A 26,447-nucleotide genomic window follows, 5' to 3' on the forward strand; every position below is an offset into this window, starting at 1 on the left:
CCGTGGCGAAAAGTCATCGAAGCAAGAATATCAGCAAGCATTGCGCAGGATGCGGCGGGCCGCCTCCCGGGCCGTGCGGTCGCGTTCACAAAGGGTTTCAACATCGACCACGGCTTGTGCCGGCAGTTCCGCAAGCACGGCCTCGACCACGTCGGCGATCGACAGGAACGGCAGCGCGCCGGCCAGGAAGGCTTCCACGGCGATCTCGTTGGCAGCGTTCAGCACGGCCGGGGCATCGCCGCCGGCACGCAGCGCCTGGAATGCCAGCGCCAGGCAACGGAAGGTGTTGAGGTCCGGCGATTCGAACTGCAGCGGCGCGCAGGCGGCCAGGTCCAGCGACGCCACGCCGGATTCGACCCGCTCCGGCCACGCCAGCGCGTGCGCGATCGCGGTGCGCATGTCCGGGTTGCCGAGCTGGGCCAGCACCGAGCCGTCGACGTACTCCACCATCGAATGCACCAGGCTCTGCGGGTGCACCACCACGTCGATCGCTTCGGCCGGCGCGCCGAACAGGTGGTGCGCCTCGATCACCTCCAGGCCCTTGTTCATCAGCGTGGCCGAATCGACCGAGATCTTGCGCCCCATCACCCAGTTCGGGTGCTTGCAGGCCTGGTCCGGCGTGATGTCGGCCAGCTCGGCGCGCGTGCGGCCGCGGAACGGGCCGCCGGAAGCGGTCAGGATCAGCCGGCGCACGCCGCTCCCGCGCAGCTCGGGGCGCCCGCCCGGCAGGCACTGGAAGATCGCGTTGTGCTCGGAATCGACCGGGATCAGCGCACCGCCACCGGTGGCGACTGCCTCCAGCAGCAGCGGGCCGGCCATCACGATGGATTCCTTGTTCGCCAGCAGCAGGTGCTTGCCGGCGCGCGCGGCGGCCAGGGTGGACTCCAGCCCGGCGGCACCGACGATCGCGGCGACCACGGTGTCGCACAGTCCGCCGGCGGCGGCGGCGGTCAGCGCGGCGTGGCCGCTGGCCACTTCGCAGCGCACGCCGGCGGCGACCAGCCGGCGCGACAGCTCGGTTTCCAGCGAGGGATCGGCGATCACCGCCAGGGCCGGCCGATGCTGCGCGCACAGCGCCACCAGCGCCTCGACCTGGCGATGCGCCGTCAGCACGCTGGCGCGGAAACGCTGGGGATGGCGCGCGATGACGTCGAGCGTGTTGCCGCCGATCGAGCCGGTGGCGCCGAGGACGGCGACGTTTTTCACTGGTCGAGCCCGAGCAGCGCCAGGCCGGCGGCGAACACCGGCAGTGCGGCGAACACGCTGTCCAGCCGGTCCAGCAGGCCGCCGTGGCCGGGGAACAGGGTGCCCGAATCCTTCACCTGGGCGTGCCGCTTCATCAGGCTCTCGATCAGATCGCCGACGATCGACGCCGCCACCGTCAGCGCCGTCAGCAGCGCCAGCATCAGCAGCGCGGCGCCGCGCACGCCGAGCAGCCAGCCGCCGGCCTCGGCGACCAGCACCCCGGCCACCATCGCGCCGTAGGCGCCGGCCCAGGTCTTGCCGGGGCTGATCTGCGGCGCCAGCTTGCGCCTGCCGAAGGTGCGGCCGTTGAAATACGCACCGATGTCGGATGCCCACACGATCACCAGCGCCAGCAGGGTCCACCAGTGGCCGTGCGGCACGCGCGCATGGATGCTGACCAGGGCGACCCAGGTCGGGAAGATCACGAACGCGCCGGCCAGCAACTTCAGCGTACGGTTTTCGCGAGTGGGCGCCGCGGCGAACGCGAAGTGGCGCAGCCACAGGCAGGCCAGCAGCCACCAAGCCGCGCCGGCGGCCAGCAGCAGCGGGGTCAGCGGGGTGGCGTGGCTTCGCCACAGCAGGGCGAACACGCCGGCCGCCACGAGCAGCAGGGCGACACGCCATGAGCGGCTGTGCAGGCCGCTCAGCTGCGCCCATTCCCACCCCGCGGCCAGGAACGCCAGCGCGACGATGCCCGCGAAGATGCCGGTCGGTGGCAGCAGGATGATCAGGATCGCCAGCGGCGCGAGCACCAGGGCGGTGAGAATGCGCTGAAGCAGCATGGAAATCCTCTACGAAGCGGTGGCGACCTGCTCGCCGGTACGGCCGTAACGGCGCTCCCGGCGGGCATAGTCTTCGATGGCCCGACGCAGGCAGGCCTGGTCGAAATCGGGCCACAAGGTGTCGGTAAAGTACAGTTCGGCGTACGCCACCTGCCACAACAGGAAGTTGCTGATGCGGCATTCGCCGCCGGTGCGGATGAACAGGTCCAGCGGCGGCAGCTCGGCCAGGCTCATCCACTGGCCCAGCCGGGCCTCGTCGATCTCGTCCGCGCGCAGCTCGCCGCGCGCCACCGCGGCGGCGGCCTGGCGGCTGGCCTGCACGATGTCCCAGCGACCGCCGTAGCTCACCGCAATGTTCACCTGCAGCCGGTCGTTGCCGGCGGTGCGGGCCATCGCCGCCTGCATGCGCTCGCGCAGCGCCTCGTCGAAGGCGGCCAGGTCGCCGATGAAGCGCAGCCGCACGCCGTGGCCATGCAGCTCGTCCACTTCCTTGTCCAGTGCGCGCACGAACAGGCCCATCAGGGCGCCGACTTCGTCCTGCGGGCGTTGCCAGTTCTCGCTGGAGAAGGCGAACAGGGTCAATGCCTGCACGCCCTCGCGCAGGCACGCCTCGATCGCCTCGCGCACGGCCTTGCGGCCGGCGTTGTGGCCGAAGCTGCGCGGGCGGTGTCGGGCTTTCGCCCAGCGGCCGTTGCCGTCCATCACGATGGCGATGTGGCGCGGAACCTGGGCGGCCTCGACGCCGGACATGGTGGATGCGATGACGCTCAGAGCGCCATCAGCTCCTCTTCCTTCGCCTTGACCACGGCGTCGACATCCTTCACCGCGCGATCGGTGAGTTTCTGGATCTCGTCGTCGATGCGGCGGTCGTCGTCCTCGGTAATGAGCTTTTCCTTGAGCAGGTCCTTGACCTGCTGCAGGGCGTCGCGACGCACGTTGCGGATCGCGATCTTGGCGTTTTCGCCCTCGTGGCCGACGTGCCTGGCCAGCTCCCTGCGGCGCTCCTCGGTGAGCGCGGGCATGTTCAGGCGGATCACGGTGCCGGCGGTGGTCGGCGTGATGCCCAGGTCGGAGGCCATCAGCGCCTTCTCGATCGGCGCCACCATGGTTTTTTCCCACGGCGTGATGATGATCGTGCGCGCGTCGGACAGCGAGACCGAGGCGACCTGGGGCAACGGCATGTCCGAGCCGTAGTAGGACACCTTGATGCCGTCCACCAGCGCCGTGCTGGCGCGGCCGGTGCGGATGCGGGTGAGGTCGTGCTTGAGTGATTCGATGCTCTTGCCCATGCGGGTCTGGGCGTCGTTCTTGATGTCGTTGAGCATGGGCGCTTCCCGGTGGATCTGGCAACGTTCGATTATAGCAGTGGCGCGGCGTGAGGCTTGCTGCGGCGCGGTCAGCCGCCGTCGACCAGGGTGCCGATCGACTCGCCCCGCATGATCCGCATCAGGCTGCCCGGCACGGTCATGTCGTAAATGCGCAGCGGCATGCCATGGTCGCGGCACAGCGCGATGGCGGCGGTGTCCATCACCTGCAGGTTGCGCTGGATCACGTCGCCGTAGGTGAGCTGCTCGTAGCGGGTGGCGTCGGCGTGGCGCGCCGGGTCGGCGGTGTACACGCCATCCACCTTGGTCGCCTTCAGCAGCAGGTCGGCGCCGATTTCCACCGCGCGCAGCGCGGCGGCGGAATCGGTGGTGAAGAACGGATTGCCGGTGCCGGCGGCGAACAGCACGATGCGGCCTTTCTCGATGTGGCGGATCGCACGGCGGCGGATATAGTCCTCGGCCACGTCGTGGATCTGGATCGCGCTCATCACCCGCGCGTAGCCGCCGCGTTTTTCGATCGCATCGGCCATCGCCAGCGCGTTCATCACCGTGGCCAGCATGCCCATGTGGTCGCCGGTGACCCGGTCCATGCCGGCCGCGGCGAGGCCGGCGCCGCGGAAGATGTTGCCGCCGCCGATCACCACGCCCACCTCCACGCCGGCGCGGCGCACCTCGATGATCTCGTCGGCGAGCCGGCCGATCACCTTCGGGTCGATGCCGTAGTCGGCATCGCCCATCAGCGCTTCACCGGAGAGCTTGAGCAGGATGCGGCGGTACTTGGGCTGGTCGCTCATGGGGTCTCCGGATTGTGTGGGGCAAACCGGCGCATTGTAGCTGAGAGCCGGGGGCGGGACGAGGAGCGGAAGGCAGGAAGCGGCCGGTCCGCGTCCGGAAACGAACAGGGCCGCGGTTTCCCGCGACCCTGTTCGAAGCGCTGCCCTTTCTGAAAGTCCGGCCACGGACGGCCGGTTTTCACCGTCAGGGATGACGGGTCACATTACCTCAAGCCGGCCTGCTTCATCACTTCGGCGGCGAAGTCCTCTTCCACCTTCTCGATGCCTTCGCCGACGGCCAGGCGAGCCACCGAGACCACGTCGGCGCCTTCCTTCTTCAGCGCCTCGGCCACGCTCACGTTGGTGTCCAGCACGTAGGGCTGGCCGAGCAGGGTGACCTCGGAGACGATCTTGTGGACCTTGCCGGAGACGATCTTCTCCAGGATGTCGGCGGGCTTGTTCTTTTCCTTGTCCGACATGGCGGCCAGCGCGATTTCCTTTTCCTTGGCGAGGAAGTCGGCCGGCACGTCCTCGGCACGGACATAGGCCGGGTTCATCGCGGCGACGTGCATCGCGATGCCCTTGGCCAGTTCGCCGGAACCGCCCTTGAGCGCCACCAGCACGCCGATGCGGCCGCCGTGGATGTAGCTGCCGATGATGCCGTCGGTGGAGACGCGGGCCAGGCGGCGCACGTCGATCTTCTCGCCGATGGTGGCGATCAGCGCCTTGGCGGCTTCTTCCACGTTGGTGGCGCCCGGGTAGGCGGCCGCTTTCAGCGCGTCGATGTCGGCGGCGCCGGAGTTCAGCGCGACGTCGGCGACGGTGTCGCTGAATTTCAGGAAGCTGGCGTCCTTGGCGACGAAGTCGGTCTCGCAGTTGATCTCGACCAGCACGGCCTTGCCCGGGGCCTGGGCGGCCACGATGCGGCCTTCGGCGGCGACGCGGCTGGCCTTCTTGTCGGCCTTGGCCAGGCCGGACTTGCGCAGCCATTCCATCGCGACTTCGATGTCGCCGTTGTTCTCGACCAGCGCCTTCTTGCATTCCATCATGCCGGCGCCGGACCGCTCGCGCAGCTCCTTGACCAGTTGTGCGGAAATATTGCTCATCGTCAATCCTCTGAATGCGTCAGTTGCGCGGCGGCGATGGAGCGCCACCGCGCGGTTATCGCGTGCGGATGCGACGGCGGCGCCGGGCCGCCGGCGCCGCGCTTACTTGGCGGCAGGCGCGCCGTCGTTGCGCGGGCCGCGGCCGCCGTCACGGCCGCCATCGCGGCGCGGGGCGCTCTTGCGCGGGGCGGCGTCGCGGCGCGGAGCCGGCTTGCGATCGACCTTGGCGACCGGGTTGCCTTCCTCGTCCAGCTCGACGAAGTCGTTGGCGTCGCCCTGGGCGGCGGCCGGCGCGGCGGCCTTGCCTTCGAGGATCGAGTCGGCGGCGGCGCGGGCGTACAGCTGGATCGCGCGGATCGCGTCGTCATTGCCCGGGATGGCGTAGTCGACCAGCTCCGGGTTGTAGTTGGTGTCGACCACCGCGATCACCGGGATGCCGAGCTTCTTGGCTTCCTGCACGGCAATGTCTTCGTGGCCGATGTCGATCACGAACAGCGCGTCGGGCAGGCGGTTCATGTCCTTGATGCCGCCCAGCGAGGCCTGCAGCTTGTCGCGCTCGCGGCGACGGGCCAGCACTTCGTGCTTGACCAGCTTCTCGAAGCTGCCGTCGGTCTCGGCCGCTTCCAGCTCCTTCAGGCGCGAAACGGACTGCTTCACGGTGCGGAAGTTGGTCAGCATGCCGCCGAGCCAGCGCGAGGTGACGAACGGCATGCCGGCGCGGGCGGCCTCTTCGGCCAGCGGCTCGCGCGCCGAGCGCTTGGTGCCGACGAACAGGACGGTGCCGCGCTTTTGCGCCAGACCCGACAGGAAGTTCATCGCGTCGGTGAACAGCGGCAGGGTCTTTTCGAGGTTGATGATGTGGATCTTGCCGCGGGCACCGAAGATGTACGGGGCCATCTTCGGGTTCCAGTAACGGGTCTGGTGACCGAAATGGACGCCGGCTTCGAGCATCTGGCGCATGGTGACTTGGGCCATGGGTGTAACTCCGATTGTTGAGCCTGGTGACAGGCTCGGGGGTTGGGACCTCCACGCATCCCCGGCTTCGACCGCGACTGGCCCGGTTTCACTGATGGGCGAGGCGCGGCACCCCGAAGGCGGTGCCGATGCGTGTGTGGCGTTGGTTGGGTGTTGTACCGCTGGGGGTTACAATCCCGGTTCGCTTTGCGCTGGCCGGGCCGTCAAGACGGGCCGGTCAGGTCTGCAAAACTCCGAAATTGTAGCCGGTCCGCCGGCAGCGCGGCAAGTTGCTGGATTTCCTGGGCTTCTGTCGCCATATGAAGTGGAATCCATGGCCATTACCCTGAAATCCCCCGCCGACCTCGAAGGCATGCGCGTCGCCGGCAAGCTGGCGGCCGAAGTGCTGGCGATGCTCAAGGAGTACGTCAAGCCCGGCGTCACCACCGAGGAACTGGACCGGCGCGCCTACGAGCACATCGTCAAGGTGCAGAAGGCGATCCCCGCCAACGTCGGCTACCACGGCTTCCCCAAGACCCTGTGCACCTCGGTCAACCACGTGATCTGCCATGGCATCCCGAACGAGGGCAAGGTGCTCAAGGACGGCGACATCGTCAACCTCGACGTCACCGTGATCAAGGACGGCTGGCACGGCGACACCAGCCGCATGTACATCGCCGGCGCCCCTTCGGTGCTGGCCAAACGGCTGGTCGACACCACCTTCGAGGCGATGATGCGCGGTATCCAGGCGGTGCGCCCGGGCGCCACGCTGGGCGACATCGGCCACGCGATCCAGCAGCATGCCGAGGCGGCCGGCTTTTCGGTGGTGCGTGAGTATTGCGGCCACGGCATCGGCAAGGTCTACCACGACGAGCCGCAGGTGCTGCACTACGGCAAGCCCGGTATCGGCGTCGAGCTGAAGAAGGGCATGACCTTCACCATCGAGCCGATGATCAACGCCGGCAAGCCGCATACCCGCCAGCTGCCGGACGGCTGGACGGTGGTGACCAAGGACCACTCGCTGTCGGCGCAGTGGGAACACACCATCGCCGTCACCGACGACGGCTTCGAGATCCTCACGCCCTGGCCGGATGCCTGATGGAGGGATATGGGGAATAGGGAATGGGAAGACCCGGATGTCGCCGCGGCGTGGCAGACTGGCTTTTCCCATTCCCTATTTCCCATTTCCTGTTCCTTTCGCAATGAGCGTCGTGCTGCCGCCACTCCCCCGTCTGCCGACAGCCGTGCCGCGCTCGGGCGTGTCGGCGGAGGCGCGGCAGGCGTTGCGGCAGCTGCTGGGCGACGTCGACCGCATGCTGGCCACCGCGTTTCGCGATGGCGCCGACGCCAGCGTGCTGGCGCGACGCCGCGGCGAGTCGGTGGCGCGCATCGTGGCGCACGTGTGGACCGCCTGCCTTGGCGATGTGACCGGGGCGGCGCTGTTCGCGGTCGGCGGCTTCGGCCGTGGCTTGCTGTTTCCGTATTCGGACGTGGACCTGCTGGCGCTGGTGCAGTCGCCGGAACCGGCGCGCCTGCGCGCGCTGGAACAGTTTTTCGCCACGCTGTGGGACGTCGGCCTGAAGGTTGGCCACGCGGTGCGCGATCCTGTGCAGTGCCGCGCGCTGGCCGCGCAGGACGCCAGCGTGTTCACCAGCCTGCTGGATGCGCGCCGGCTGGCCGGCGATGCGGCGTTCGACGCGCAACTCAAGACCATCGTGGAGGACCCGGCGCTGTGGCCGCCGCAGGAATACCTGGCCGCCCGGCTGGCCGAACGCAATGCGCGGCACGCACGCTACGACGATACCGCCTACAACCTGGAGCCGAACCTCAAGGACGGCCCGGGCGGCCTGCGCACGCTCGACTCCCTGCGCTGGATGGGGCAGCGGCTGGCGCATGCGGACGACCTGGCCGACATGGTGGCCGAAGGCCTGCTCGACCCGGCCGAACAGGCCTTGCTGGAACAGTCCGAAGCGGTCTTGCGCCGCTACCGCTATGCGCTGCACCTGGAGGCCGGGCGCCCCGAGGAACGATTGCTGTTCGACTACCAGCGCGCGCTGGCCGCGCGGCTGGGCTTCGAGGACGAGCACGCGAAGAATCTCGGCGTCGAGCAGTTCATGCAAGGTTATTACCGCGCCGCCAGCCAGGTCGAGCGGCTCGGCATGCAGGTGGCCGAGCGCTTCGAGGAGATGCTGGAGCCGCCGGGCGAAGCGGTTCCGGTGGGCAGGGATTTCGTGCGCTACGGCAAGCGCCTGGCGGCGGTCGACCCGCATTTGTTCATGCGCCGGCCGGCCGCCCTGGTGGAAATCTTCATCGCGCGGATGGACCAGTCCGGCGTGGCCGGCTTCAGCGCTGACACCATGCGCCGCATCCACCAGGCCACCGCCGCGCATGGCGATGCGCTGGCCGACGACGGCGAGGTGCTGGCCGCCTTCCTGCGGCTGCTGCGCCGTGGCGCGCCGGCGGTGGAGGCGCTGTGGCGGATGAACCGGCACGGCCTGCTGGCGGCGATCCTGCCCGCGTTCGGCAAGGTGTTCGGGCGCATGCAGTACGACCTGTTCCACGTCTACACGGTCGACGAACACACCCTGCGCGTGCTGCGCAACCTTGCACGCTTTGCCGACCCGGCGGCACAGCGCGAATTCCCGCTGGGCTGCGAGATCTGGGCCGGCCTGCCGGTACCGGAAGTGCTGCTGCTGGCGGGGCTGTTCCATGACATCGCCAAGGGCCGCGGCGGCGACCATTCGGTGCTGGGTGAGCAGGATGCACGCGTCTTCTGCAGCCGGCTGGGCCTGCCGCCCGGCGACGTCGAACAGGTCGCCTGGCTGGTGCGCTGGCACCTGCTGATGAGCACCACCGCGCAGCGCCAGGACATCACCGATCCCGACGTGGTGCACCGGTTTGCGCAAGTCGTCGGCAATCGCGAGCGGCTCGGCCAGTTGTACCTGCTGACCATCGCCGACATCATCGGCACCAGTCCGCGGCTGTGGAACGGCTGGAAGGACCGGCTGCTGGCCGACCTTTACACCAGTACCCGCTACGCCTTGCGCAGCGACGTGGAGCTGCCGCGCGACATCGGGGCGCGCGTGCGCGAATGTTCCGAGTATGCACTCGCGCTGCTGCTGGACGAGGGGCACGCTGAAGCCGATGTGGTGCGGGTCTGGGCCGACTTCCCGCAGCTCAGCTTCCTGCGCCATCGGCCCGAGCAGATCGCCTGGCAGACCGCGGCGATCCTGCGCGCGCACGGTGCGCTGCCGCTGGTGGCGGTGCACCCGCTGTCGGTGCGCGGCAGCACCGAGCTGTTTGTCTACACGCCCGATCGCGACGGCCTGTTCGCCACCGTCACCGCGGTGCTGGACCGCTTGCGCTTCTCGGTGATGGAGTCGCGCATCCTCAGCTCGCCGACCGGGATGGCGCTGGACACCTTCCTGCTGCTCGATGCGGACAGCCAGCAGCCGGTCAGCGCGGCGCGCGCGGAGGAACTGCAGCAGCGGCTGCAGCGCGCACTGGTGCAATCGGCCGGCGTGCAGCCGAGCAAGCGCGGCCTGTCGCGCCACCAGAAACATTTCCAGATGACGCCGCAGATCAGCTTCCACGCCGCCGGCGACCGCACCCAGCTGGCCCTGGTCGGCACCGACCGCCCCGGCCTGCTGGCCGCGGTGGCGCAGGTGATGCTGGCCACCGGGGTGCGCGTGCACGACGCGCGCATCGCCACTTTCGGCGAACGCGTGGAGGATTTCTTCCAGCTCACCGACCGGCACAACGCGCCGCTCGATGCGGCCCAGCAGGATCGCCTGCTGCATGCGCTGCTGGAGCGCATCGGGCCGGCACGGGATTGACCGGCGATCCCCGCGCTATCATCGCGACCGCTGCGCGTCGCAGCGGCCACGTGTCTTTGCCATGACCTATCTGCTGATCAAGTCGCTGCATCTGCTGTTCGTCATTGCCTGGATGGCCACGGTGTTCTACCTGCCGCGGATCCTGGTGAACCTGGCCGAGGCGGCGAACGAGCCGGTGGTGCTGGCGCGGCTGCAACTGATGGGGCGGCGGCTGTACAAGTTCGGCCACAACATGTTCGGCATCGCGTTCCTGTTCGGGCTGACCCTGTGGCAGGGCTGGCGGGTGTTTCCGCAGACGTTGCCGAACGTCACCGCCGGCACGCACTGGATCGACGCCAAGCTGACCCTGGTCGCCGTGCTGCTGGCCTACTTCGTCTGGGCCGGGCGCATGCTCAAACGTAGCGAGAAGGGCGACGCGCTGCCGTCCTCGCGCGCGCTGCGCTGGCTCAACGAACCGCCGGTGCTGCTGCTGCTGGCCGTGATCTGGCTGGTGCTCGCCAAGCCTTTCTGAGGCCGCGTTGTCGTAGGAGCCCGCTTGCGGGCGGTGTTCTTGCGAATTCCGAATCCCGCGAAAAGTATCGCCCGCAAGGGGGCTCCTGCGCGCGCATGTGCATCAGTCGAGGCGGTGGTATTCGCGGTACCACGCGACGAAGCGTGTCACGCCATCCTCGATCGAGGTATTCGGCGCGTAGCCCACGTCGCGGCGCAGCGCCGTCACGTCGGCCCAGGTGTCGGGCACGTCGCCTGGCTGCATCGGCAGCAGGCGTTTTTCCACGCGGCGGCCGAAGTTCTGCTCCAGCAGTTCGATGAAGCGCAGCAGCTGCACCGGCTGGTCGTTGCCGAGGTTGTAGACGCGGTACGGCGCGTTCGAGCTGCCGGGGTTCGGCCGCTCCGCGTCGTAGGCCGGGTCCGGTTCGGCCGGATGGTCGAGCGTGCGGATCACGCCCTCGACGATGTCGTCGATATAGGTGAAGTCGCGGCTGTGGTGGCCGAAGTTGAACACGTCGATCGGTTCGCCGCGGCTGATGCGGTCGGCGAACAGCATCGGCGACATGTCCGGCCGGCCCCACGGCCCGTACACGGTGAAGAAGCGCAGGCCGGTGGTGGGCAGGCCATACAGATGGCTGTAGGTATGCGCCATCAGCTCGTTCGCCTTCTTGCTGGCGGCGTACAGGCTGACCGGATGGTCGACCGCGTCCTCCACCGCGAACGGCAGCTTGCGGTTGGCGCCGTAGACCGAGCTGGACGAGGCGTACACCAGATGCTCCACGCTGCCGTGGCGGCAGGCCTCGAGCATGTTGACGAAGCCGACCAGGTTGCTCGCCACGTAGGCCTGCGGGTTCTGCAGCGAATAGCGCACGCCGGCCTGCGCGGCGAGGTTCACCACCCGCTGCGGTGCGCATGCGGCAAACGCGTGATTCAGCACCTCCGCGTCGGCCAGGTCGGCACGCTGGTGCGTGTAGTTCGGATGGTCGATGAAGCGCGCCAGCCGTGCTTCCTTCAGCGCCGGGTCGTAGTAGGCGTTGTGGTTGTCGACGCCGTACACCACGTCGCCGCGCGCCAGCAGGCGCTGCGCCAGCGCGGCGCCGATGAAGCCGGCGGTGCCGGTGACCAGGATGCGCATGGAGTGTCCTCGGAAGATCGGGGCATTCTACCGTCGGGCGCGGCCGGCAAGGCTGCGCCAAGTGTGGATTGACAGGCAATCCGGGCTAAACTAGCGTCTCGGCATCATTCACGAGACCCAAGGTGGCCCGCGCCTGCGCCGGCCGAGTGTGCGACATGGCAACTACCCGCTTCCACGACTGACCGCCGCCACGCCTTTGTTTTTTCGTTTACCAAAGAAAAGGGCGTCATGCCCTTTTTTGCTTTTCCAGAGAAGCTTCCATGATTGAAATCACGCTACCCGACGGCAGCAAGAGGCCGTTCGATCACCCCGTCACCGTGCAGGACGTGGCCGCCTCGATCGGCGCCGGCCTGGCCAAGGCGACCCTGGCCGGCAAGGTCGACGGACGGCTGGTCGACGCCAGCTTCGCGATCGGGCACGACGCCAGCGTGCAGATCGTCACCGAGAAGAGTCCCGAGGCGCTGGAAATCCTGCGCCACTCCACCGCGCACCTGATGGGTCAGGCCGTGCAGCGGCTGTTCCCCGGCGCGCAGGTCACCATCGGCCCGGTGATCGACAACGGCTTCTACTACGACTTCGCCTACGAGCGCCCGTTCACGCCCGAGGACTTGCCGAAGATCGAGGCGGAGATGTACAAGCTCGTCGCCGAGCAACTGCCGGTGACGCGCAGCGTGAAGTCGCGCGACGAGGCGGTGGCGTTCTTCCGCGGCCTGGGCGAGAGCTACAAGGCCGAGATCATCCAGGGCATTCCCGCCGCCGAGGATCTGTCGCTGTACTCGCAGGGCGAGTTCACCGACCTGTGTCGCGGCCCGCACGTGCCGAACACCGGCAAGCTGCATTCGTTCAAGCTGATGAAGGTGGCCGGCGCGTACTGGCGTGGCGATTCCAGCAACGCAATGCTCAGCCGCATTTACGGCACCGCCTGGCTCAACGACAAGGATCTGAAGGCGTATCTGTACCAGCTGGAGGAGGCCGAGAAACGCGATCACCGCAAGCTTGGCAAGCAGCTCGACCTGTTCCACCAGCAGGAAGAAAGCCCCGGCATGGTGTTCTGGCACCCGAACGGCTGGGCGATCTGGCAGCAGGTCGAGCAGTACATGCGCGGCGTCTACAGGAAGAGCGGCTACCAGGAAGTGCGCTGCCCGATGGTGCTGGACGTGTCGTTGTGGAAGAAGTCTGGCCACTGGGACAACTACAAGGAGAACATGTTCTTCACCGAGTCGGAGAAGCACACGTTCGCGCTCAAGCCGATGAACTGCCCCGGCCACGTGCAGATCTTCAACGAGGGCTTGCGCAGCTACCGCGACCTGCCGCTGCGCTACGGCGAGTTCGGCGGCTGCCACCGCAACGAACCGTCCGGCGCGCTGCACGGCATCATGCGCGTGCGCGCGTTCACCCAGGATGATGGCCACATCTTCTGCACGCCCGGGCAGATCGAATCGGAAGTCACCGAGTTCCACCGCCAGGCCATGCAGGTGTATGCCGACTTCGGTTTCAACGATATCGATGTGGCGCTGGCCCTGCGGCCGGACAAGCGCATCGGCGACGATGATGTGTGGGATCGTGCCGAGGCGGCGCTGCGCGGCGCGTTGTCCGCTGCCGGGGTGAAGTGGACCGAACTGCCGGGCGAGGGCGCGTTCTACGGCCCCAAGATCGAGTACCACATGAAGGACTCGATCGGCCGCGACTGGCAGGTCGGCACCATGCAGGTCGATTTCATGATGCCCGAGCGCCTGGGCGCCGAATATGTGGACGAACACTCGCAAAAACGGCATCCGGTGATGCTGCACCGGGCCATTGTCGGCTCGATGGAGCGTTTCATCGGCATCCTGATCGAGCACCACGCCGGCCTGCTGCCGGCCTGGCTGGCCCCGCTGCAGGCGGTGGTGCTCAGCATCACCGACGCGCAGGCCGATTACGTTCGCGAGGTAACGCAAGCCCTTGTCGACAAAGGTTTCCGGGTACAATCGGATTTGCGCAACGAGAAAGTCGGCTATAAAATCCGCGAGCATACGCTGCAGAAAGTGCCTTATCTTCTCGTGGTCGGTGATCGCGAGAGGGAAACGGGTGCCGTTTCCGTGCGTACCCGTTCCGGCGAGGACCTGGGCAGCATGCCGCTGGCCGGCTTCGTCGAACGACTGGAGACCGAAATCCGGCGCTGAGCGCCGGGCGGTCTGTTTCATCACTTCTTCTGGAGGATCGTGGTATCGCTACCACCGACAACAAGGGCAATCGTCGCAACCTGGAAATCCGCGTGCCGCGAGTGCGCGTGATTGGCGCCGACTCGGAACAGCTGGGCATCCTCAGCCGTGACGAGGCGCTGAGCTTGGCGCAGGAAGCAGGCATGGATCTGGTCGAGATCCAGCCGAACGGCGACCCCCCGGTCTGCCGCATCATGGATTACGGCAAGTTCAAGTTCGAAGCCCAGAAGAAGGCGCAGGCCGCCAAGAAGAAGCAGAAGCAGGTCGAGATCAAGGAAGTGAAGTTCCGTCCGGTGACGGACGTGGGCGACTACCAGATCAAGCTGCGCAACATGCTCCGCTTCCTGGAAGAGGGCGACAAGGTCAAGGTCACCATCCGTTTCCGCGGCCGCGAGATGTCGCACCAGGACCTGGGCCAGAACCTGGCCAAGAAGATCCAGGAAGACGTCGGCGACAACGGCCAGGTCGAGTCCTTCCCGCGGCTGGAAGGGCGCCAGATGGTCATGATGATCGGCCCGAAGAAGAAGTAAGCCGAGCGTCTTTGGTAGGAGCCCGCTTGCGGGCGATGCTCTTCGCGTCGCAGGGCCTGAAGCATCGTTTCCATGAGCTGCGGGCAAGCCGCACCCTCACTTCAATCCTCTCCCGAAGGGAGAGGATGCCATCGTCAGCACTTCGTGCTGGTGTTTGGCTTTTTGAGCCAGTATAATCACCGGTTCGACCCGCCTGGATGGGTCGTGTACCGATCGTGGCAGGACGGAAAGCGTGGCTGGACTCTCGGGTCGCGGTCGCCGCCAGATCAGTCAGAAACCGGGGCTGCCCGCGCAAGGCCGTCCCACTCAAGGAGCATCCCATGCCCAAGATCAAGACCAACCGAGCGGCTGCGAAGCGTTTTCGCAAGACCGCGTCGGGCAAGATCAAGTGCGGCCACGCATTCAAGTCGCACATCCTGACCAAGAAGTCGACCAAGCAGAAGCGTGGTCTCCGTGCCCCGAACCACCTCAAGGCGTGTGATGCGCCCGGCGTGGCTCGCATGCTGCCGTACTTGTGAGGAGATAGACCATGGCTCGTGTAAAGCGTGGTGTCACCGCACGTCGTCGTCACAAGAAAATCATCGGCCGCGCCAAGGGCTATTACAACGCCCGCCGCAAGGTCTTCCGCGTTGCCAACCAGGCCGTGGTCAAGGCCGGCCAGTACGCGTACATCGGCCGCAAGCAGCGCAAGCGCCAGTTCCGTGCACTGTGGATCGTGCGCATCAACGCTGCTGCGCGCATGTTCGGCCTGTCCTACAGCCGCCTGATCAATGGCCTCTCCAAGGCCGGCATCACGGTCGACCGCAAGGTTCTCGCTGATATCGCCGTGCACGACATCAAGGCGTTTGGGGCCATTGCTGACAAGGCGAAGGCTGCCCTGGCTGCTTGATCGTCGCTTGCGACGATAGAATGCGCATCAAGCGGGGAGGAGGCCACACGCCTCCTCCCCGTTTTCGTTTTTGGACGTCCGAACCGGGATTGCACCGATGGATGATTTGGAACGCCAGGCCGCGCAGGCGCTGGCCGATATAGACAAGGCCGACACGCTGGAGGCGCTCGACGCGCTGCGCGTCGCACTGCTGGGCAAGAGCGGCGTCGTCACCGCTGCACTGAAGACGCTGGGTGCACTGGCGCCGGAGGAGCGCAAGGCGCGCGGCGCCGAGGTGAACAAGGTGAAGGACTGCCTTGCCGACGCGCTGGCGGTGCGCAAGCAGTTGCTGGAGCAGGCCGAGCTGGATCGCCGGCTCGCGTCCGAATCCATCGACATCTCGCTGCCCGGCCGCGACGGCGAGCGCGGCGGCATCCACCCGGTCACCCGTGCGCTGGAACGCATCGCATCGATCTTCGCGCGGCTCGGCTACCAGCGTGCCGATGGCCCGGAGATCGAGGACGACTGGCACAACTTCGAGGCGCTGAACTTCCCGCCGCACCATCCGGCGCGCGCCATGCACGACACCTTCTACTTCGGTGACGGTCGCCTGCTGCGCACGCATACGTCACCGGTGCAGATCCGCAGCATGGCCGGGCGCCAGCCGCCGATCCGCATCATCGCGCCGGGCAAGGTCTACCGCAGCGATTCGGACCAGACCCACTCGCCGATGTTCCACCAGATCGAAGGCCTGCTGGTCGACGAGACCTCCAGCTTCGCCGACCTGAAAGGCACGCTGGCCGAGTTCATCCGCGCGTTCTTCGAGCGCGACTTCGAGATGCGCTTCCGCCCCAGCTACTTCCCGTTCACCGAACCTTCGGCCGAAGTGGATATCCGCTGGGATGCCGAAGATGGTTCGACGCGCTGGCTCGAAGTACTGGGCTGCGGCATGGTCCATCCGAACGTACTGAAGAACTGCGGCATCGACCCGGAACGCTACACCGGTTTCGCCTTCGGCCTCGGTGTCGAACGCTTCGCGATGCTGCGCTACGGCGTGTCCGACCTGCGCGCGTTCTTCGAGAACGACCTGCGTTTCCTCAGGCAGTTTGCCTGATCGCATCCGGGAATCCACGAGCATGAAATTTTCCGAGAACTGGCTGCGCGAGCTGGTCGAGATCCAGGCCGACCGCGCCGAGCTGGCCCATGCGTTGACCATGGCCGGGCTGGAAGTGGAAGAACTCACCCCGCTGGGTGACGGCCTGGCTGGCGTGGTGGTGGCCAGGATCGTCGCCGCCGAGAAGCATCCCGAAGCCGACCGCCTGCAGGTATGCAAGGTTGACGCGGGGCAGGGCGAGCCGCTGCAGATCGTCTGCGGCGCGCCGAATGCGCGAGTCGGCATCAACGTGCCGCTGGCCACCATCGGCGCCACCTTGCCTGGCGGCATCCGCATCAAGGCGGCCAGGCTGCGCGGCGTGGAGTCGTTCGGCATGCTGTGCTCGGCGAAGGAGCTGGGCATCGACACCGACGCCTCCGGCTTGCTGGAGTTGCCGACGGATGCGCCAGTCGGCCAGCCGCTGGCCGGCTACCTCGGCCTGCCCGACGCCAGCTTCGAATTGAAGCTGACGCCGAACCGCCCCGATTGCCTGGGCCTGGTCGGCCTGGCCCACGACGTGGCCGCGCTGTTCGGCAGCACGGTGAGGCTGCCGGCATCGGCGACGGTGCCCGTGACCAGCAACGCGCGTCGCGGCATTCGCCTGGAGGCAGGCAAGGACGCGCCGCGCTACCTCGGTCGCATCATCGAAGGCGTGGACCCGGCGGCGCGCTCGCCGCTGTGGCTGGCCGAGCGCCTGCGTCGCGCCGGCCTGCGCCCGATCAGCGCGGTGGTCGACGTCACCAACTACGTGATGCTGGAGCTGGGCCAGCCGCTGCACGCGTTCGACAACGACACGCTGGAAGGCGACATCATCGTGCGCCACGCGCACGCTGGCGAAACGCTGAAGCTGCTCGACGGCAACGAGGCGAAGCTGGACGAGAGCTTCGTGCTGATCGCCGACGAGAAGAAGGCGCTGGCCGTGGCTGGCGTGATGGGCGGCCACGACTCGCGCGTCAGCGACGCCACGCGCAACGTTTTCCTGGAATCCGCGCACTTCGCGCCGGCCGCGATCATGGGCCGCGCACGCAAGCTGGGCCTGCACACCGATGCCTCGCACCGCTTCGAGCGCGGCGTCGACCCCGAGCTGCCGCGCCGCGCCCTGGAGCGCGCCAGTGAGCTGCTGCTGGCGATCGCCGGCGGCCAAGCCGGCCCGGTGCTGGCGGCAGAGAACCCGGCCGATCTGCCGATGCCGGCTCCGGTCGCCTTGCGCCGCGTGCGCCTGCAGCGCGTGCTCGGCGTGGACGTGGCCGAGGCCGAGGTGGCGCGCATCTTCACCGCGCTGGGCATGCAGGTGGCAACGACCGCCGACGGCTGGCGGGTTACCGCGCCGAGCAGCCGTTTCGACATCGAGCGCGAGGAGGACCTGATCGAGGAGGTCGCGCGCATCTTCGGCTACGACAACATCCCCACCGCGACGCCGGCCGGCGCGCTGACCCTGGCGATCGAGCCGGAGGCACGCATCGGCGAGCTGGCGCTGCGCGAACAGCTGGCTGCGCGCGGCTACTACGAGGCAGTGAATCTGTCCTTCGTGGCGACCGACCTGCTGGCGGACTGGGGTTTCACCGAGCACCTGGTGCCGCTGGCCAATCCGTTGTCGGCCGACCTGGCGGTGATGCGACCCTCGCTGTTGCCGGGGCTGGTCGAGGCGCTGCGCCACAATCGCGCGCGACAGCAAGAGCGGGTGCGGCTGTTCGAGGTTGCGCGGGTATTTGCTGAGGGCAACCCGCCGGTGGAAACCCCGAGCCTGGCCATCGTGGCCTGTGGCGCTGCCCGTGCCGAGCAGTGGGGCGAGCCGTCGCGGGTGCCGGATTTCTTCGATCTCAAGGGCGACCTGGACGCACTGATCGCCTGGGGCGGCGAGCCCCGGCGCTGGTCGGTGCATGCCGATGACCTGCCGGGCTGGCTGCACCCGGGGCGCGGCGCCCGGGTGGCGCGGGATGGCCTCACCGTGGGCTACCTGGGCGCATTGCACCCGCAATTGGCCAAGGCGCTCGATCTGGGCCCGGACGTGCACGTGCTGGAGCTGGCGCTGGAGCCGCTGCTGACCCGTCGCCTGCCCCGGGCGCAGGCGGTACCCCGGTTCCCGGCCGTGCGCCGCGACATCGCGGTGGACCTGCCCGAAGCGGTCCGTTGGTCACAAATCGAGCAGGTGGTTCGCGGCACGCTGGGCGAACGGCTGAGGGAATTGCGCCTGTTTGACCGTTACCGCGGCAAGGGAGTCGAAGCAGGCCGAAAAAGTCTCGCTATGGGCTTGATTTTGCAGGACGCTTCACGCACGCTTACCGACGACGACGCGGACCGTTGCGTACGTGATGCGATAGCTGCGTTGGAGCAATCATGCAAGGCAAAGCTGCGAGGGTGAGATGGCGCTGACCAAGGCGGAAATGGCCGAGCGGCTTTTCCTCGACGTGGGCCTCAACAAGCGTGAGGCGAAGGAGTTCGTGGACGCCTACTTCGAGGTGGTTCGCGGAGCCCTGGAAAACGGCGAACAGGTGAAGCTGTCCGGCTTCGGCAATTTCGACCTGCGACTGAAGAACCAGCGGCCCGGACGCAATCCGAAGACCGGCGAGGAGATTCCGATCTCCGCCCGGCGCGTGGTGACGTTTCGGCCTGGACAGAAACTCAAGGTAAGAGTCGAGGGCTATGCTGGACCAAGGGAATAACACCGAACTGCCTGCCATCCCGGCCAAGCGCTACTTCACCATTGGTGAGGTCAGCGAGTTGTGCGGTGTGAAGCCTCACGTACTGCGTTACTGGGAGCAGGAGTTCCCTGCGCTCAATCCGGTCAAGCGCCGCGGCAACCGCCGCTACTACCAGCGTCACGACGTGCTGATGATCCGCCAGATCCGCTCGCTGCTGTACGACGAGGGCTTCACCATCACCGGCGCGCGTGCGCGTCTGGAAGGCCCGCAGGCGCGGATGGAAGCGAGCATCTCGCACCAGATAGTGCGCCAGGTGCGGATGGAACTGGAAGAAGTGCTGACCCTGCTGCGTCGCTGAAGGCTTCCGGACGCGCCGCACAAGCTGTTAGACTTGCCAGCTTGCCGTAGTCGGGGCGTAGCGCAGCCTGGTAGCGCATCTGCCTGGGGGGCAGAGGGTCGTCGGTTCGAATCCGGCCGCCCCGACCAATTCGGCCTGGACATGAAAAAAGCGCCCGATGGGCGCTTTTTTCATGTCGCAAATGAGGGTGGGCAGGGGGAACCGGAAAAGCAGGTGGAATCGCCGCTTCGGCTCTTCCGATTCCCGATGCCCGGCCTCTCAATACAACACGCGGCTGCGCAGCGTGCCCGGGATCGCCGCGAGCTTCGCCTTCAGCTCGCTGGCCTGGGCCTCGTCGGCGCTGACGTCGATCACCACGTAGCCCACCTCGCTGTCGGTCTGCAGGAACTGCGCGTCGATGTTGATGTTACCGGCCGAGAACAGTTCGTTGATGCGCGACAGCGTGCCCGGCACGTTGCGGTGGATGTGCAGCAGCCGGCGGCTGTGCGGGTGTTCGGGCAGGGCCACTTCGGGGAAGTTCACCGCCGACAGGGTGGAGCCGTTGTCGCTGTAGCGGACCAGCTTGCTGGCCACCTCGATGCCGATGTTGTCCTGCGCCTCCAGCGTGCTGCCGCCGATGTGCGGGGTCAGGATCACGTTGTCCAGGCCGATCAGCGGCGAGACGAAGGGGTCGTCGTTACCCTTGGGCTCGGTCGGGAACACGTCGACCGCGGCACCGGCCAGATGGCCTGCGCGCAGCACCGCGGCCAGCGCGTCGATGTCCACCACGCTGCCGCGCGAAGCGTTGATCAGCATCGCGCCGGCGCGCATCTTCGCCAGTTGCTCGCGGCGGATCATCAGCCGGGTGGCGGGGGTCTCCGGCACGTGCAGGGTGACCACGTCGGCGCGTTCCAGCAATTCGTCCAGACTGGACACGGCGCGGGCATTGCCGAGCGCCAGCTTGGTCTCGATGTCGTGGAAGATCACCCGCATGCCCAGGCTCTCGGCCAGCACGCCGACCTGGGTGCCGATGTGGCCGTAGCCGACGATGCCGAGCACCTTGTCGCGCGTCTCGTAGCTGCCGCTGGCCGACTTGGCCCAGCCGCCGCGATGGCACTGCGCGTTCTTCTGCGGGATGCCGCGCAGCAGCATGATCGCCTCGGCGATCACCAGCTCGGCCACGCTGCGGGTGTTGGAATAAGGCGCGTTGAACACCGGCACGCCGAGCCTGCGCGCGGCGGCCAGGTCCACCTGGTTGGTGCCGATGCAGAAGCAGCCCACCGCGATCAGCCGCTTGGCCTGGGCCAGCACGTCGGCGGTGAGCTGGGTGCGCGAGCGGATACCGACGATGTGCGCGTCGGCGATGCGCGCCTTCAGTTCGTCTTCCGGCAGCGACTTTGCATGCAGCTCGACCTGGCTGTAGCCGGCGCGGCGAAAGTTGTCGACCGCACTGGCACTGACGCCCTCCAGCAGCAATACCTTGATGTCCTGGCGGGGGTAGGAGGTCTGCATGCGTCGTCCCGGGTCGAGTGGAGTTGTCGGCCACTATGCCAGATTTGCGGCACTGCAGCACTGGACGCGGAGCGAAGCGGCTGGCAGGCTGCGGAAATGCCCCTGGAGCCGAAGCATGTCCGACCCACGCCTCGCCGAACTGTCCCGCCGCTTGCCGGCACTGCGCCTGCTCGCGACGGCCGCCGAACTGGAGCATTACGGCCGCGACTGGACCCGTCGCTGGACGCCGGCGCCACTGGCGATCGCGCTGCCGGCCGGCGCAGAGGAGGTGCAGGCGATCGTGCGCTGGGCGAACGAGCTGCGCGTGGCGATCGTGCCGTCAGGCGGGCGCACCGGCCTGTCCGGCGGCGCGGTGGCGGCCAACGGCGAGCTGGTGCTGAGCCTGGAGCGGATGAACCGGCTGCTGGATTTCAACGCGGTCGACCGCACGCTCACCGTGCAGCCCGGAATGGTCCTGCAGCATGTGCACGACGCCGCGCGCGAGCACGGCCTGCTCTACCCGGTGGATTTCGCCGCGCGCGGCTCGTGCTCGATCGGCGGCAACATCGCCACCAACGCCGGCGGCATCCGGGTGATCCGCTACGGCAACACACGCGAATGGATTGCCGGGCTGAAGGTGGTGGCCGGCAACGGCGAACTGCTGGACTTGAACCGCGGCCTGATCAAGAACTCCAGCGGCTACGACTTCCGCCAGTTGCTGATCGGTTCGGAGGGGACGCTGGGCATCGTGGTCGAAGCCACGCTGAAGCTGACCAATCCGCCGCCGCCGTCGCAGGTGATGCTGCTGGCGCTGCCGGACATGGATGCGCTGATGCAGGTGTTCGCGCTGTTCCGCGCACGGCTGGTGCTGCAGGCGTTCGAGTTCTTCACCGACCATGCTTTGCGTCACGTGCTGGCGCACGGCGCGCAGCGCGCCATCGACGGCGACTACCCGTACTACGTGGTGTGCGAGTTCGATGCGGCCGACGAACGGCAGCAGGAGGCTGCGTTGAGCGCATTCGAGCGTGCGCTGGAACAGGGCTGGGTCAGCGACGGCGTGATCGCACAGAGCGAGGCGCAGGCCGCCGCACTGTGGCGGCTGCGCGAAGGCATCACCGAGAGCCTGGCGCCGCGGCGGCCGTACAAGAACGATGTCTCGGTGCGGGTCAGTGCGGTGCCGGCGTTCCTGCACGAGATGCAGGCGTTGCTGGCGCGCGAGTATCCGCAGGCCGAGGTGGTCTGGTTCGGCCATATCGGCGACGGCAACCTGCACATCAACGTGCTGCGTCCGGACGGCCTGGCGGAGGATGCGTTCATCGCGCAGTGCGAGCACGTCACCACGCTGCTGGCGGCAACGCTGCAGCGCCATGGCGGCAGCATCTCGGCCGAACACGGCATCGGCCTGGTCAAGCGGGCCTATCTGGAAAGCACCCGCAGCGCGGCGGAAATCGCGCTGATGCGCGGCGTGCGCCAGGTGTTCGATCCCAATGGCATCCTCAATCCCGGCAAGCTGTTCGCAGCGGATTGAGGGCCGGGAAGCCGCGCCCGTGCTAGGCTTGACGGCTTGTCGTTGACATTCAGGAGCCGTCATGCCGTCGTCGTCGCTGCGTTCGCTGTATCCCGAAATCGAACCGTTCGACAGCGGCTTCCTGCCGGTTTCGTCCCTGCACACGCTGTACTACGAGCAGAGCGGCAACCCGCACGGCAAGCCGGTGGTGTTCCTGCATGGCGGTCCGGGCGGCGGCACCAATGCGAAGTGCCGGCGTTTCTTCGATCCGGCGGTGTACCGCATCGTGCTGTTCGACCAGCGCGGCTGCGGCAAGTCCACCCCGCATGCGGAGCTGACCGGCAACACCACCTGGGACCTGGTCGCCGATATCGAGCGCGTGCGCGAGCACCTGGGCGTCGACCGCTGGCAGGTGTTCGGCGGCTCGTGGGGCTCCACGCTGGCGCTGGCATATGCGCAGACGCACCCGGACAAGGTCAGCGAACTGGTGTTGCGCGGCATCTTCATGCTGCGTCGCTGGGAGCTGGAGTGGTTCTACCAGAAGGGTTGCGATGCGCTCTACCCGGATGCGTGGGAAACCTACCTGGTGGCGATCCCCGAAGTGGAGCGCGGCGACCTGATCAGCGCCTACCACCGCCGCCTCACCAGCGCCGATGCGAAGGTCCGTACCGACGCGGCGCGCGCCTGGTCGGTGTGGGAGGGCGCCACCAGTTTCCTGTGGCAGGACAAGTCGCACATCGAATCCAGCGGCGAGGACGAGTTCGCGCTGGCGTTCGCGCGCATCGAGTGCCACTACTTCGTCAACGGCGGCTTCTTCGAACACGACGACCAGCTGTTGCGCAACGTCGAGCGCATCCGCCGTATCCCGGCGGTGATCGTGCAGGGTCGCTACGACGTGGTCTGCCCGTTGCGCAGCGCGTGGGACCTGCATCGCGCCTGGCCCGAGGCCGAGCTGCACATCGTGCAGGACGCCGGCCACTCGGCGTTCGAGCCGGGCAATGTGCACGCGCTGGTGGAGGCGACCGACCGTTTCGGCCGGTGAGGCGAGCCGCGACGGGCTCCTTCGCGGCTGGTATCGGTCAACCGTTCGCCGGTAGCTGCTTGGTGCCAAAGATCTTGTCGCCGGCGTCGCCGAGGCCGGGCAGGATATAGCCGCGTTCGTTCAGTCGCTGGTCGATCGCGGCGGTGTAGATCTCGATGTCCGGATGCGCTGCCTGGACGCGCTTGAGGCCTTCCGGCGCGGCAACCAGAAACAGGCCCTTGATGCGCTTGCAGCCCGCCGCCTTGAGCATGTCGACGGTGGCGACCAGGGTACCGGCGGTGGCCAGCATCGGGTCGACGATCAGCGCGATGCGTTCGTCCATGCGGCCGGTGAGCTTCTCATAGTAGGTCGTCGGCTTCAGCGTCTGCTCGTCGCGCTGCAGGCCGACTACGCTGACCTTGGCCGCGGGGATCAGGTCGAGCACGCCGGGCAGCATGCCCAGGCCGGCGCGCAGGATCGGCACGATGGTGATCTTCCTGCCCTTGATCCGATGCACCAGCAGCGGGCCGGCCCAGCCATCGATCTCTTCCTCGACGGTTTCCAGGTCCTTGGTGGCCTCGTAGGTAAGCAGGGCGGCAACCTCGGAAGCCAGCTCGCGGAACTCCTTGCTGCTGATGCCGGCACGCCGCATCAGGCCGAGCTTGTGCTGGATCAGCGGATGGCGGACTTCGACGATCTTCATGGGCGGCTGTCTTCCGGGCATCGGGGGCGTGACAGTCGGGGAGCTTAACGAAGCGGCCCCGCCGGCGCACGCATGGACATGCGCACGCCGGCGGGGCCGGAGGGGCGACAGGAGCCGGCGGTATTACGGAGTGCCGGCGGCGCCCTTGAGACAGCTGCTCATGAACGCCTTGCGCTCGGCGCCCTTGAGCGCCTTGGTCTTGGCGTCGGCATTGCAGGACTTCATTCTCTCCTGCTGGGTCTCATGGGCCGCAGGCGTCGCCGAGGGTGCGGCAGCGGCAGGAGCAGCGGCTGCGGCGGTGCTCTGGCCCTTCAGGCAGGAGCTCATGAAGGCCTTGCGTTCGGCACCTTTCTTGCCGGTCGCCTGCTTGTTACAGTCGATCATTCGCTGCTGCTGGGCGGTATGCGGCTTGGCCGCCGGGGCGGTGGCGGGGGTGGTGGCCGGGGTGGCAGCGAAGGCGAGGCCGGCGAAGGCGAAGCAGGCGCTGAAGGCGAGCAGACGTAGTGACAGTGACATCGTGAGTCCTCCCTGGGTGACCGGCAGTTGCCGGCCGAGTCAGTCTAGGCAGGGGCCAGCCCTCACGGGAGTCGGCAAGATCTTACGTGCATGAAGTATTCAGCTGCGGCGGCGTGTCGTGCGCCGCCGCCGCCGGTGTGGGCCAAACCGTCGGTCAGGCCGCTTCGGCCTTGGCCTTGCGCGGTCCTTCCAGCAGTGCCTTGCGTACGTGCGACACGATCAGGTCGACCTCGGCGCTGGTGACGTTGAAGTGCGGGGTGAAGCGCAGCGAATTGGTGCCGCCGTGGATCACGCCGACGCCGTGCTCGCGCAGGTATTCCTCGGTGGAACCGGCGCCGTAGCACTTGTACTCCGGGGCTAGCTCGCAGGAGAACAGCAGGCCGGTGCCCTGCACCTTGGTGATCAGGCCGCCCAGCTCGCCCTTCAGCGCGTTGAGCTTGTCGACGAATTCCTTGCCGCGCTCGCGGATGTTGTTGCGCACGGCGTCGCTGAGCTCGCCCAGCGTGGCCAGGGCCACGTCCAGCGCACGCGGGTTGGCGGTCATGGTGTTGCCGTAGATGCCCTTGCGGTACAGCCCGGCGGCGCGTTCGCCGACGGCCAGCACCGACAGCGGATACTGGCCGGCGTTCAGCGCCTTGGAGAAGGTTTCCATGTCCGGCGGCGGCAGGCCCTCGAAGCCGGGGTAGTCCACGAACGACAGCACGCCGTGCGCGCGCAGGCCGGCCTGGATCGAGTCGACCAGCAGCAGGGTACCGTGCGATTCGGTCAACGCGCGCGCGGCCTGGTAGAACTCCGGCGTCACCGCGCGGCCGGGGTCGCCTTCGCCCATCACCGGCTCCAGGAACATCGCCTCGATGAACCAGCCGTGCCGGTCGGCGTCGGCGAACGCCGCTTCCAGCTGCGCCACGTCGTAGGGGGCCACGGTGATCAGGGTGTCCTCGTGGCGGTAGCTGGCGAGGTTCTGCTGGTAGGTCTTGCGGCTGGAGTCGGAATACAGCGCCGGCGCCTCGGTGCGGCCGTGGAACGCCCCCTTGACCGCCAGGCGCTTGATCGCGCGGCCGGCGTAGCGCCCTCCGGCGTCGGTCATCGACTTGGCGTTGACGTCGGCGATGCGGCAGGCCAGCGAAACCGACTCCGAGCCGGAGTTCAGGCACAGGTAGCGCTTGTACGGGCTGCCGCCGCGGCTGCGGCCCAGTTCCTTGTTCAGCGCCGCGGTGAAGCGCAGTTGCGCCACGCTGGGCGACATCACGTTCGCCATTACCTGCGGGCGGGCCAGCGCGGCCAGGATCGCCGGGTCGTTGTGGCCGAAGCCGAGCATGCCGTAGCCGCCGTTGTCGTGCACCACGGCACCCTTCAGGGTGACGATCCACGGGCCGCGGGCGGCCGCCGGCAGGTACGGGTTGATCGCGTCGTCCGGGTAGAAGTTGACGAAACCGGCCTGCGCCCGGGCAAGCTGCTCGGCCTCGTCGAGCTTGAGGAAATCCGCCAGCTCGGTACGCAGTTCGCGATGGCGCGCCACCGCCTCGGCGATGGCCTGGCCCAGCAGGGGGTCGTTCGCCGCCATGCGCTCGATGCTGGCGTCGTCCAGGCCGGTGGTCCGCGGCTTGCCGCCGAATTCGCGCAGTTCGCGCAGCTGGTCGATCACACCCATGATGAATCCTCCGTAGCTCCGCCGTAGCGGCAGGCCGTGCCGGATGGCGGGTGGTGAATGCGTGGCGGGAAGCGCGAAATCCGGTGCTTCCCCAGTGTCTTCAGGCGTTCCGCGGCGCCGGGCGAGCGCATCCGGCGTGCCTTTATCCCTCACAGGATACCTTGCGGCGGCGGTGGCCGTAA

At 67.6% G+C, this 26,447-nt stretch carries 25 protein-coding genes and 1 tRNA gene; 14 read left to right on the forward strand and 12 right to left on the reverse strand.

From position 1 onward, the window contains the following. Positions 1-30: 30 nt before the first annotated feature. The 7 genes from RHOOR87_RS0112115 to rpsB all read right to left on the reverse strand — a co-directional run bounded on the left by RHOOR87_RS0112115 (position 31) and on the right by rpsB (position 6,206). Positions 31-1,206, reverse strand: coding sequence for a 1-deoxy-D-xylulose-5-phosphate reductoisomerase (locus RHOOR87_RS0112115; RefSeq protein ID WP_007512035.1), 1,176 nt, complete (start codon positions 1,204-1,206; stop codon positions 31-33). After that, complete coding sequence (locus tag RHOOR87_RS0112120) at positions 1,203-2,027, reverse strand: phosphatidate cytidylyltransferase (protein ID WP_027485154.1); 825 nt, start codon at positions 2,025-2,027, stop codon at positions 1,203-1,205. Before RHOOR87_RS0112120 ends, RHOOR87_RS0112115 begins: the two co-directional genes overlap by 4 nt. A 9-nt stretch (positions 2,028-2,036) precedes the next feature. Next, the gene (uppS, locus tag RHOOR87_RS0112125; RefSeq protein ID WP_027485155.1) at positions 2,037-2,777 is read right to left on the reverse strand and encodes a polyprenyl diphosphate synthase; all 741 of its coding nucleotides are present in this window, start codon (positions 2,775-2,777) and stop codon (positions 2,037-2,039) included. Between the two features lie 17 nt (positions 2,778-2,794). Beyond that, the gene (gene frr, locus RHOOR87_RS0112130) at positions 2,795-3,352 is read right to left on the reverse strand and encodes a ribosome recycling factor (RefSeq protein WP_007512040.1); all 558 of its coding nucleotides are present in this window, start codon (positions 3,350-3,352) and stop codon (positions 2,795-2,797) included. Positions 3,353-3,423: 71 nt separating this feature from the next. Beyond that, the gene (gene pyrH / locus RHOOR87_RS0112135; RefSeq protein WP_007512042.1) at positions 3,424-4,146 is read right to left on the reverse strand and encodes a UMP kinase; all 723 of its coding nucleotides are present in this window, start codon (positions 4,144-4,146) and stop codon (positions 3,424-3,426) included. 203 nt (positions 4,147-4,349) lie between these two features. Further along, positions 4,350-5,231: a translation elongation factor Ts gene (tsf, locus tag RHOOR87_RS0112140; RefSeq protein ID WP_015447107.1), complete on the reverse strand. Its 882-nt coding sequence runs from the start codon at positions 5,229-5,231 to the stop codon at positions 4,350-4,352. Between the two features lie 102 nt (positions 5,232-5,333). Further along, on the reverse strand, positions 5,334-6,206 hold the full coding sequence (gene rpsB, locus RHOOR87_RS0112145; RefSeq protein ID WP_007512047.1) for a 30S ribosomal protein S2: 873 nt from the start codon (positions 6,204-6,206) through the stop codon (positions 5,334-5,336). A 313-nt stretch (positions 6,207-6,519) separates the two neighbouring features. Between rpsB and map the strand changes: the two genes are divergently transcribed. The 3 genes from map to RHOOR87_RS0112160 all read left to right on the forward strand — a co-directional run bounded on the left by map (position 6,520) and on the right by RHOOR87_RS0112160 (position 10,532). Then, positions 6,520-7,284, forward strand: coding sequence for a type I methionyl aminopeptidase (gene map, locus RHOOR87_RS0112150; RefSeq protein ID WP_007512049.1), 765 nt, complete (start codon positions 6,520-6,522; stop codon positions 7,282-7,284). A 103-nt stretch (positions 7,285-7,387) separates the two neighbouring features. Continuing rightward, positions 7,388-10,021: a [protein-PII] uridylyltransferase gene (gene glnD, locus RHOOR87_RS0112155; protein ID WP_015447108.1), complete on the forward strand. Its 2,634-nt coding sequence runs from the start codon at positions 7,388-7,390 to the stop codon at positions 10,019-10,021. Between the two features lie 61 nt (positions 10,022-10,082). Continuing rightward, positions 10,083-10,532, forward strand: coding sequence for a CopD family protein (locus tag RHOOR87_RS0112160; protein WP_015447109.1), 450 nt, complete (start codon positions 10,083-10,085; stop codon positions 10,530-10,532). Positions 10,533-10,634: 102 nt separating this feature from the next. Here RHOOR87_RS0112160 and RHOOR87_RS0112165 read toward each other — a convergent pair whose 3' ends face one another. Next, on the reverse strand, positions 10,635-11,645 hold the full coding sequence (locus RHOOR87_RS0112165; protein ID WP_027485156.1) for an NAD-dependent epimerase: 1,011 nt from the start codon (positions 11,643-11,645) through the stop codon (positions 10,635-10,637). Between the two features lie 260 nt (positions 11,646-11,905). Here RHOOR87_RS0112165 and thrS point away from each other — a divergent pair, with 260 nt between their 5' ends. The 9 genes from thrS to RHOOR87_RS0112210 all read left to right on the forward strand — a co-directional run bounded on the left by thrS (position 11,906) and on the right by RHOOR87_RS0112210 (position 19,525). Next, positions 11,906-13,807, forward strand: a complete 1,902-nt coding sequence (gene thrS / locus RHOOR87_RS0112170; RefSeq protein ID WP_027485157.1) for a threonine--tRNA ligase — start codon at positions 11,906-11,908, stop codon at positions 13,805-13,807. Positions 13,808-13,851: 44 nt separating this feature from the next. Then, a complete protein-coding gene (gene infC, locus RHOOR87_RS0112175; RefSeq protein WP_304412458.1) occupies positions 13,852-14,376 on the forward strand; it encodes a translation initiation factor IF-3 in 525 nt (174 codons plus the stop codon). A gap of 320 nt (positions 14,377-14,696) precedes the next feature. Then, positions 14,697-14,894, forward strand: coding sequence for a 50S ribosomal protein L35 (gene rpmI, locus RHOOR87_RS0112180; protein ID WP_007512063.1), 198 nt, complete (start codon positions 14,697-14,699; stop codon positions 14,892-14,894). A gap of 11 nt (positions 14,895-14,905) precedes the next feature. Continuing rightward, positions 14,906-15,265, forward strand: a complete 360-nt coding sequence (rplT, locus tag RHOOR87_RS0112185) for a 50S ribosomal protein L20 (RefSeq protein WP_007512065.1) — start codon at positions 14,906-14,908, stop codon at positions 15,263-15,265. Positions 15,266-15,362: 97 nt separating this feature from the next. Beyond that, complete coding sequence (pheS, locus tag RHOOR87_RS0112190; protein ID WP_007512067.1) at positions 15,363-16,358, forward strand: phenylalanine--tRNA ligase subunit alpha; 996 nt, start codon at positions 15,363-15,365, stop codon at positions 16,356-16,358. Positions 16,359-16,380: 22 nt separating this feature from the next. Then, entirely contained in the window at positions 16,381-18,759 is a 2,379-nt protein-coding gene (pheT, locus tag RHOOR87_RS0112195; RefSeq protein ID WP_027485158.1) for a phenylalanine--tRNA ligase subunit beta, read from the forward strand. A 1-nt stretch (position 18,760) separates the two neighbouring features. Next, positions 18,761-19,060, forward strand: a complete 300-nt coding sequence (gene ihfA / locus RHOOR87_RS0112200; protein WP_007512071.1) for an integration host factor subunit alpha — start codon at positions 18,761-18,763, stop codon at positions 19,058-19,060. Then, positions 19,041-19,397 (forward strand): MerR family transcriptional regulator, encoded by a 357-nt coding sequence (locus RHOOR87_RS0112205; RefSeq protein WP_007512073.1) that lies wholly within the window; start codon positions 19,041-19,043, stop codon positions 19,395-19,397. The genes ihfA and RHOOR87_RS0112205 overlap by 20 nt, the downstream gene beginning before the upstream one ends. Before the next feature lie 51 nt (positions 19,398-19,448). Further along, a tRNA-Pro gene (locus tag RHOOR87_RS0112210) sits at positions 19,449-19,525 on the forward strand. Between the two features lie 130 nt (positions 19,526-19,655). Here RHOOR87_RS0112210 and serA read toward each other — a convergent pair. Continuing rightward, positions 19,656-20,888 carry a phosphoglycerate dehydrogenase gene (gene serA, locus RHOOR87_RS0112215; protein ID WP_027485159.1) on the reverse strand — a complete coding sequence of 411 codons (1,233 nt, stop codon included), beginning with the start codon at positions 20,886-20,888 and terminating at the stop codon, positions 19,656-19,658. A gap of 115 nt (positions 20,889-21,003) precedes the next feature. Between serA and RHOOR87_RS0112220 the strand changes: the two genes are divergently transcribed. Continuing rightward, positions 21,004-22,395 (forward strand): FAD-binding oxidoreductase, encoded by a 1,392-nt coding sequence (locus RHOOR87_RS0112220; RefSeq protein ID WP_027485160.1) that lies wholly within the window; start codon positions 21,004-21,006, stop codon positions 22,393-22,395. A gap of 61 nt (positions 22,396-22,456) precedes the next feature. Continuing rightward, on the forward strand, positions 22,457-23,416 hold the full coding sequence (pip, locus tag RHOOR87_RS0112225) for a prolyl aminopeptidase (RefSeq protein ID WP_027485161.1): 960 nt from the start codon (positions 22,457-22,459) through the stop codon (positions 23,414-23,416). A 37-nt stretch (positions 23,417-23,453) separates the two neighbouring features. Here the strand turns inward: pip and upp are convergent, their stop codons facing one another. The 3 genes from upp to RHOOR87_RS0112240 all read right to left on the reverse strand — a co-directional run bounded on the left by upp (position 23,454) and on the right by RHOOR87_RS0112240 (position 26,265). Continuing rightward, a complete protein-coding gene (upp, locus tag RHOOR87_RS0112230) occupies positions 23,454-24,098 on the reverse strand; it encodes a uracil phosphoribosyltransferase (RefSeq protein WP_027485162.1) in 645 nt (214 codons plus the stop codon). Between the two features lie 123 nt (positions 24,099-24,221). Further along, positions 24,222-24,614: a PsiF family protein gene (locus tag RHOOR87_RS0112235; protein WP_007512083.1), complete on the reverse strand. Its 393-nt coding sequence runs from the start codon at positions 24,612-24,614 to the stop codon at positions 24,222-24,224. Between the two features lie 154 nt (positions 24,615-24,768). Next, on the reverse strand, positions 24,769-26,265 hold the full coding sequence (locus RHOOR87_RS0112240; RefSeq protein ID WP_027485163.1) for an aminotransferase class III-fold pyridoxal phosphate-dependent enzyme: 1,497 nt from the start codon (positions 26,263-26,265) through the stop codon (positions 24,769-24,771). Positions 26,266-26,447: the final 182 nt, after the last annotated feature.

The sequence above is a fragment of the Rhodanobacter sp. OR87 genome, assembly GCF_000473345.1.
In the GTDB taxonomy this organism is placed as follows: Bacteria; Pseudomonadota; Gammaproteobacteria; order Xanthomonadales; family Rhodanobacteraceae; genus Rhodanobacter; species Rhodanobacter denitrificans.

Excerpts from the sequence above, each read along its gene's own strand:
- tsf (WP_015447107.1), bottom strand. The coding sequence starts at position 5,231 with ATGAGCAATATTTCCGCACAACTGGTCAAGGAGCTGCGCGAGCGGTCC.
- RHOOR87_RS0112235 (WP_007512083.1), bottom strand. The coding sequence starts at position 24,614 with ATGTCACTGTCACTACGTCTGCTCGCCTTCAGCGCCTGCTTCGCCTTC.
- rpmI (WP_007512063.1), top strand. The coding sequence starts at position 14,697 with ATGCCCAAGATCAAGACCAACCGAGCGGCTGCGAAGCGTTTTCGCAAG.
- map (WP_007512049.1), top strand. The coding sequence starts at position 6,520 with ATGGCCATTACCCTGAAATCCCCCGCCGACCTCGAAGGCATGCGCGTC.
- pheS (WP_007512067.1), top strand. The coding sequence starts at position 15,363 with ATGGATGATTTGGAACGCCAGGCCGCGCAGGCGCTGGCCGATATAGAC.
- thrS (WP_027485157.1), top strand. The coding sequence starts at position 11,906 with ATGATTGAAATCACGCTACCCGACGGCAGCAAGAGGCCGTTCGATCAC.
- pip (WP_027485161.1), top strand. The coding sequence starts at position 22,457 with ATGCCGTCGTCGTCGCTGCGTTCGCTGTATCCCGAAATCGAACCGTTC.
- RHOOR87_RS0112240 (WP_027485163.1), bottom strand. The coding sequence starts at position 26,265 with ATGGGTGTGATCGACCAGCTGCGCGAACTGCGCGAATTCGGCGGCAAG.
- RHOOR87_RS0112160 (WP_015447109.1), top strand. The coding sequence starts at position 10,083 with ATGACCTATCTGCTGATCAAGTCGCTGCATCTGCTGTTCGTCATTGCC.
- frr (WP_007512040.1), bottom strand. The coding sequence starts at position 3,352 with ATGCTCAACGACATCAAGAACGACGCCCAGACCCGCATGGGCAAGAGC.
- ihfA (WP_007512071.1), top strand. The coding sequence starts at position 18,761 with ATGGCGCTGACCAAGGCGGAAATGGCCGAGCGGCTTTTCCTCGACGTG.
- pyrH (WP_007512042.1), bottom strand. The coding sequence starts at position 4,146 with ATGAGCGACCAGCCCAAGTACCGCCGCATCCTGCTCAAGCTCTCCGGT.
- RHOOR87_RS0112205 (WP_007512073.1), top strand. The coding sequence starts at position 19,041 with ATGCTGGACCAAGGGAATAACACCGAACTGCCTGCCATCCCGGCCAAG.
- rpsB (WP_007512047.1), bottom strand. The coding sequence starts at position 6,206 with ATGGCCCAAGTCACCATGCGCCAGATGCTCGAAGCCGGCGTCCATTTC.
- uppS (WP_027485155.1), bottom strand. The coding sequence starts at position 2,777 with ATGTCCGGCGTCGAGGCCGCCCAGGTTCCGCGCCACATCGCCATCGTG.
- RHOOR87_RS0112120 (WP_027485154.1), bottom strand. The coding sequence starts at position 2,027 with ATGCTGCTTCAGCGCATTCTCACCGCCCTGGTGCTCGCGCCGCTGGCG.
- glnD (WP_015447108.1), top strand. The coding sequence starts at position 7,388 with ATGAGCGTCGTGCTGCCGCCACTCCCCCGTCTGCCGACAGCCGTGCCG.
- pheT (WP_027485158.1), top strand. The coding sequence starts at position 16,381 with ATGAAATTTTCCGAGAACTGGCTGCGCGAGCTGGTCGAGATCCAGGCC.
- RHOOR87_RS0112165 (WP_027485156.1), bottom strand. The coding sequence starts at position 11,645 with ATGCGCATCCTGGTCACCGGCACCGCCGGCTTCATCGGCGCCGCGCTG.
- RHOOR87_RS0112220 (WP_027485160.1), top strand. The coding sequence starts at position 21,004 with ATGTCCGACCCACGCCTCGCCGAACTGTCCCGCCGCTTGCCGGCACTG.
- serA (WP_027485159.1), bottom strand. The coding sequence starts at position 20,888 with ATGCAGACCTCCTACCCCCGCCAGGACATCAAGGTATTGCTGCTGGAG.
- rplT (WP_007512065.1), top strand. The coding sequence starts at position 14,906 with ATGGCTCGTGTAAAGCGTGGTGTCACCGCACGTCGTCGTCACAAGAAA.
- upp (WP_027485162.1), bottom strand. The coding sequence starts at position 24,098 with ATGAAGATCGTCGAAGTCCGCCATCCGCTGATCCAGCACAAGCTCGGC.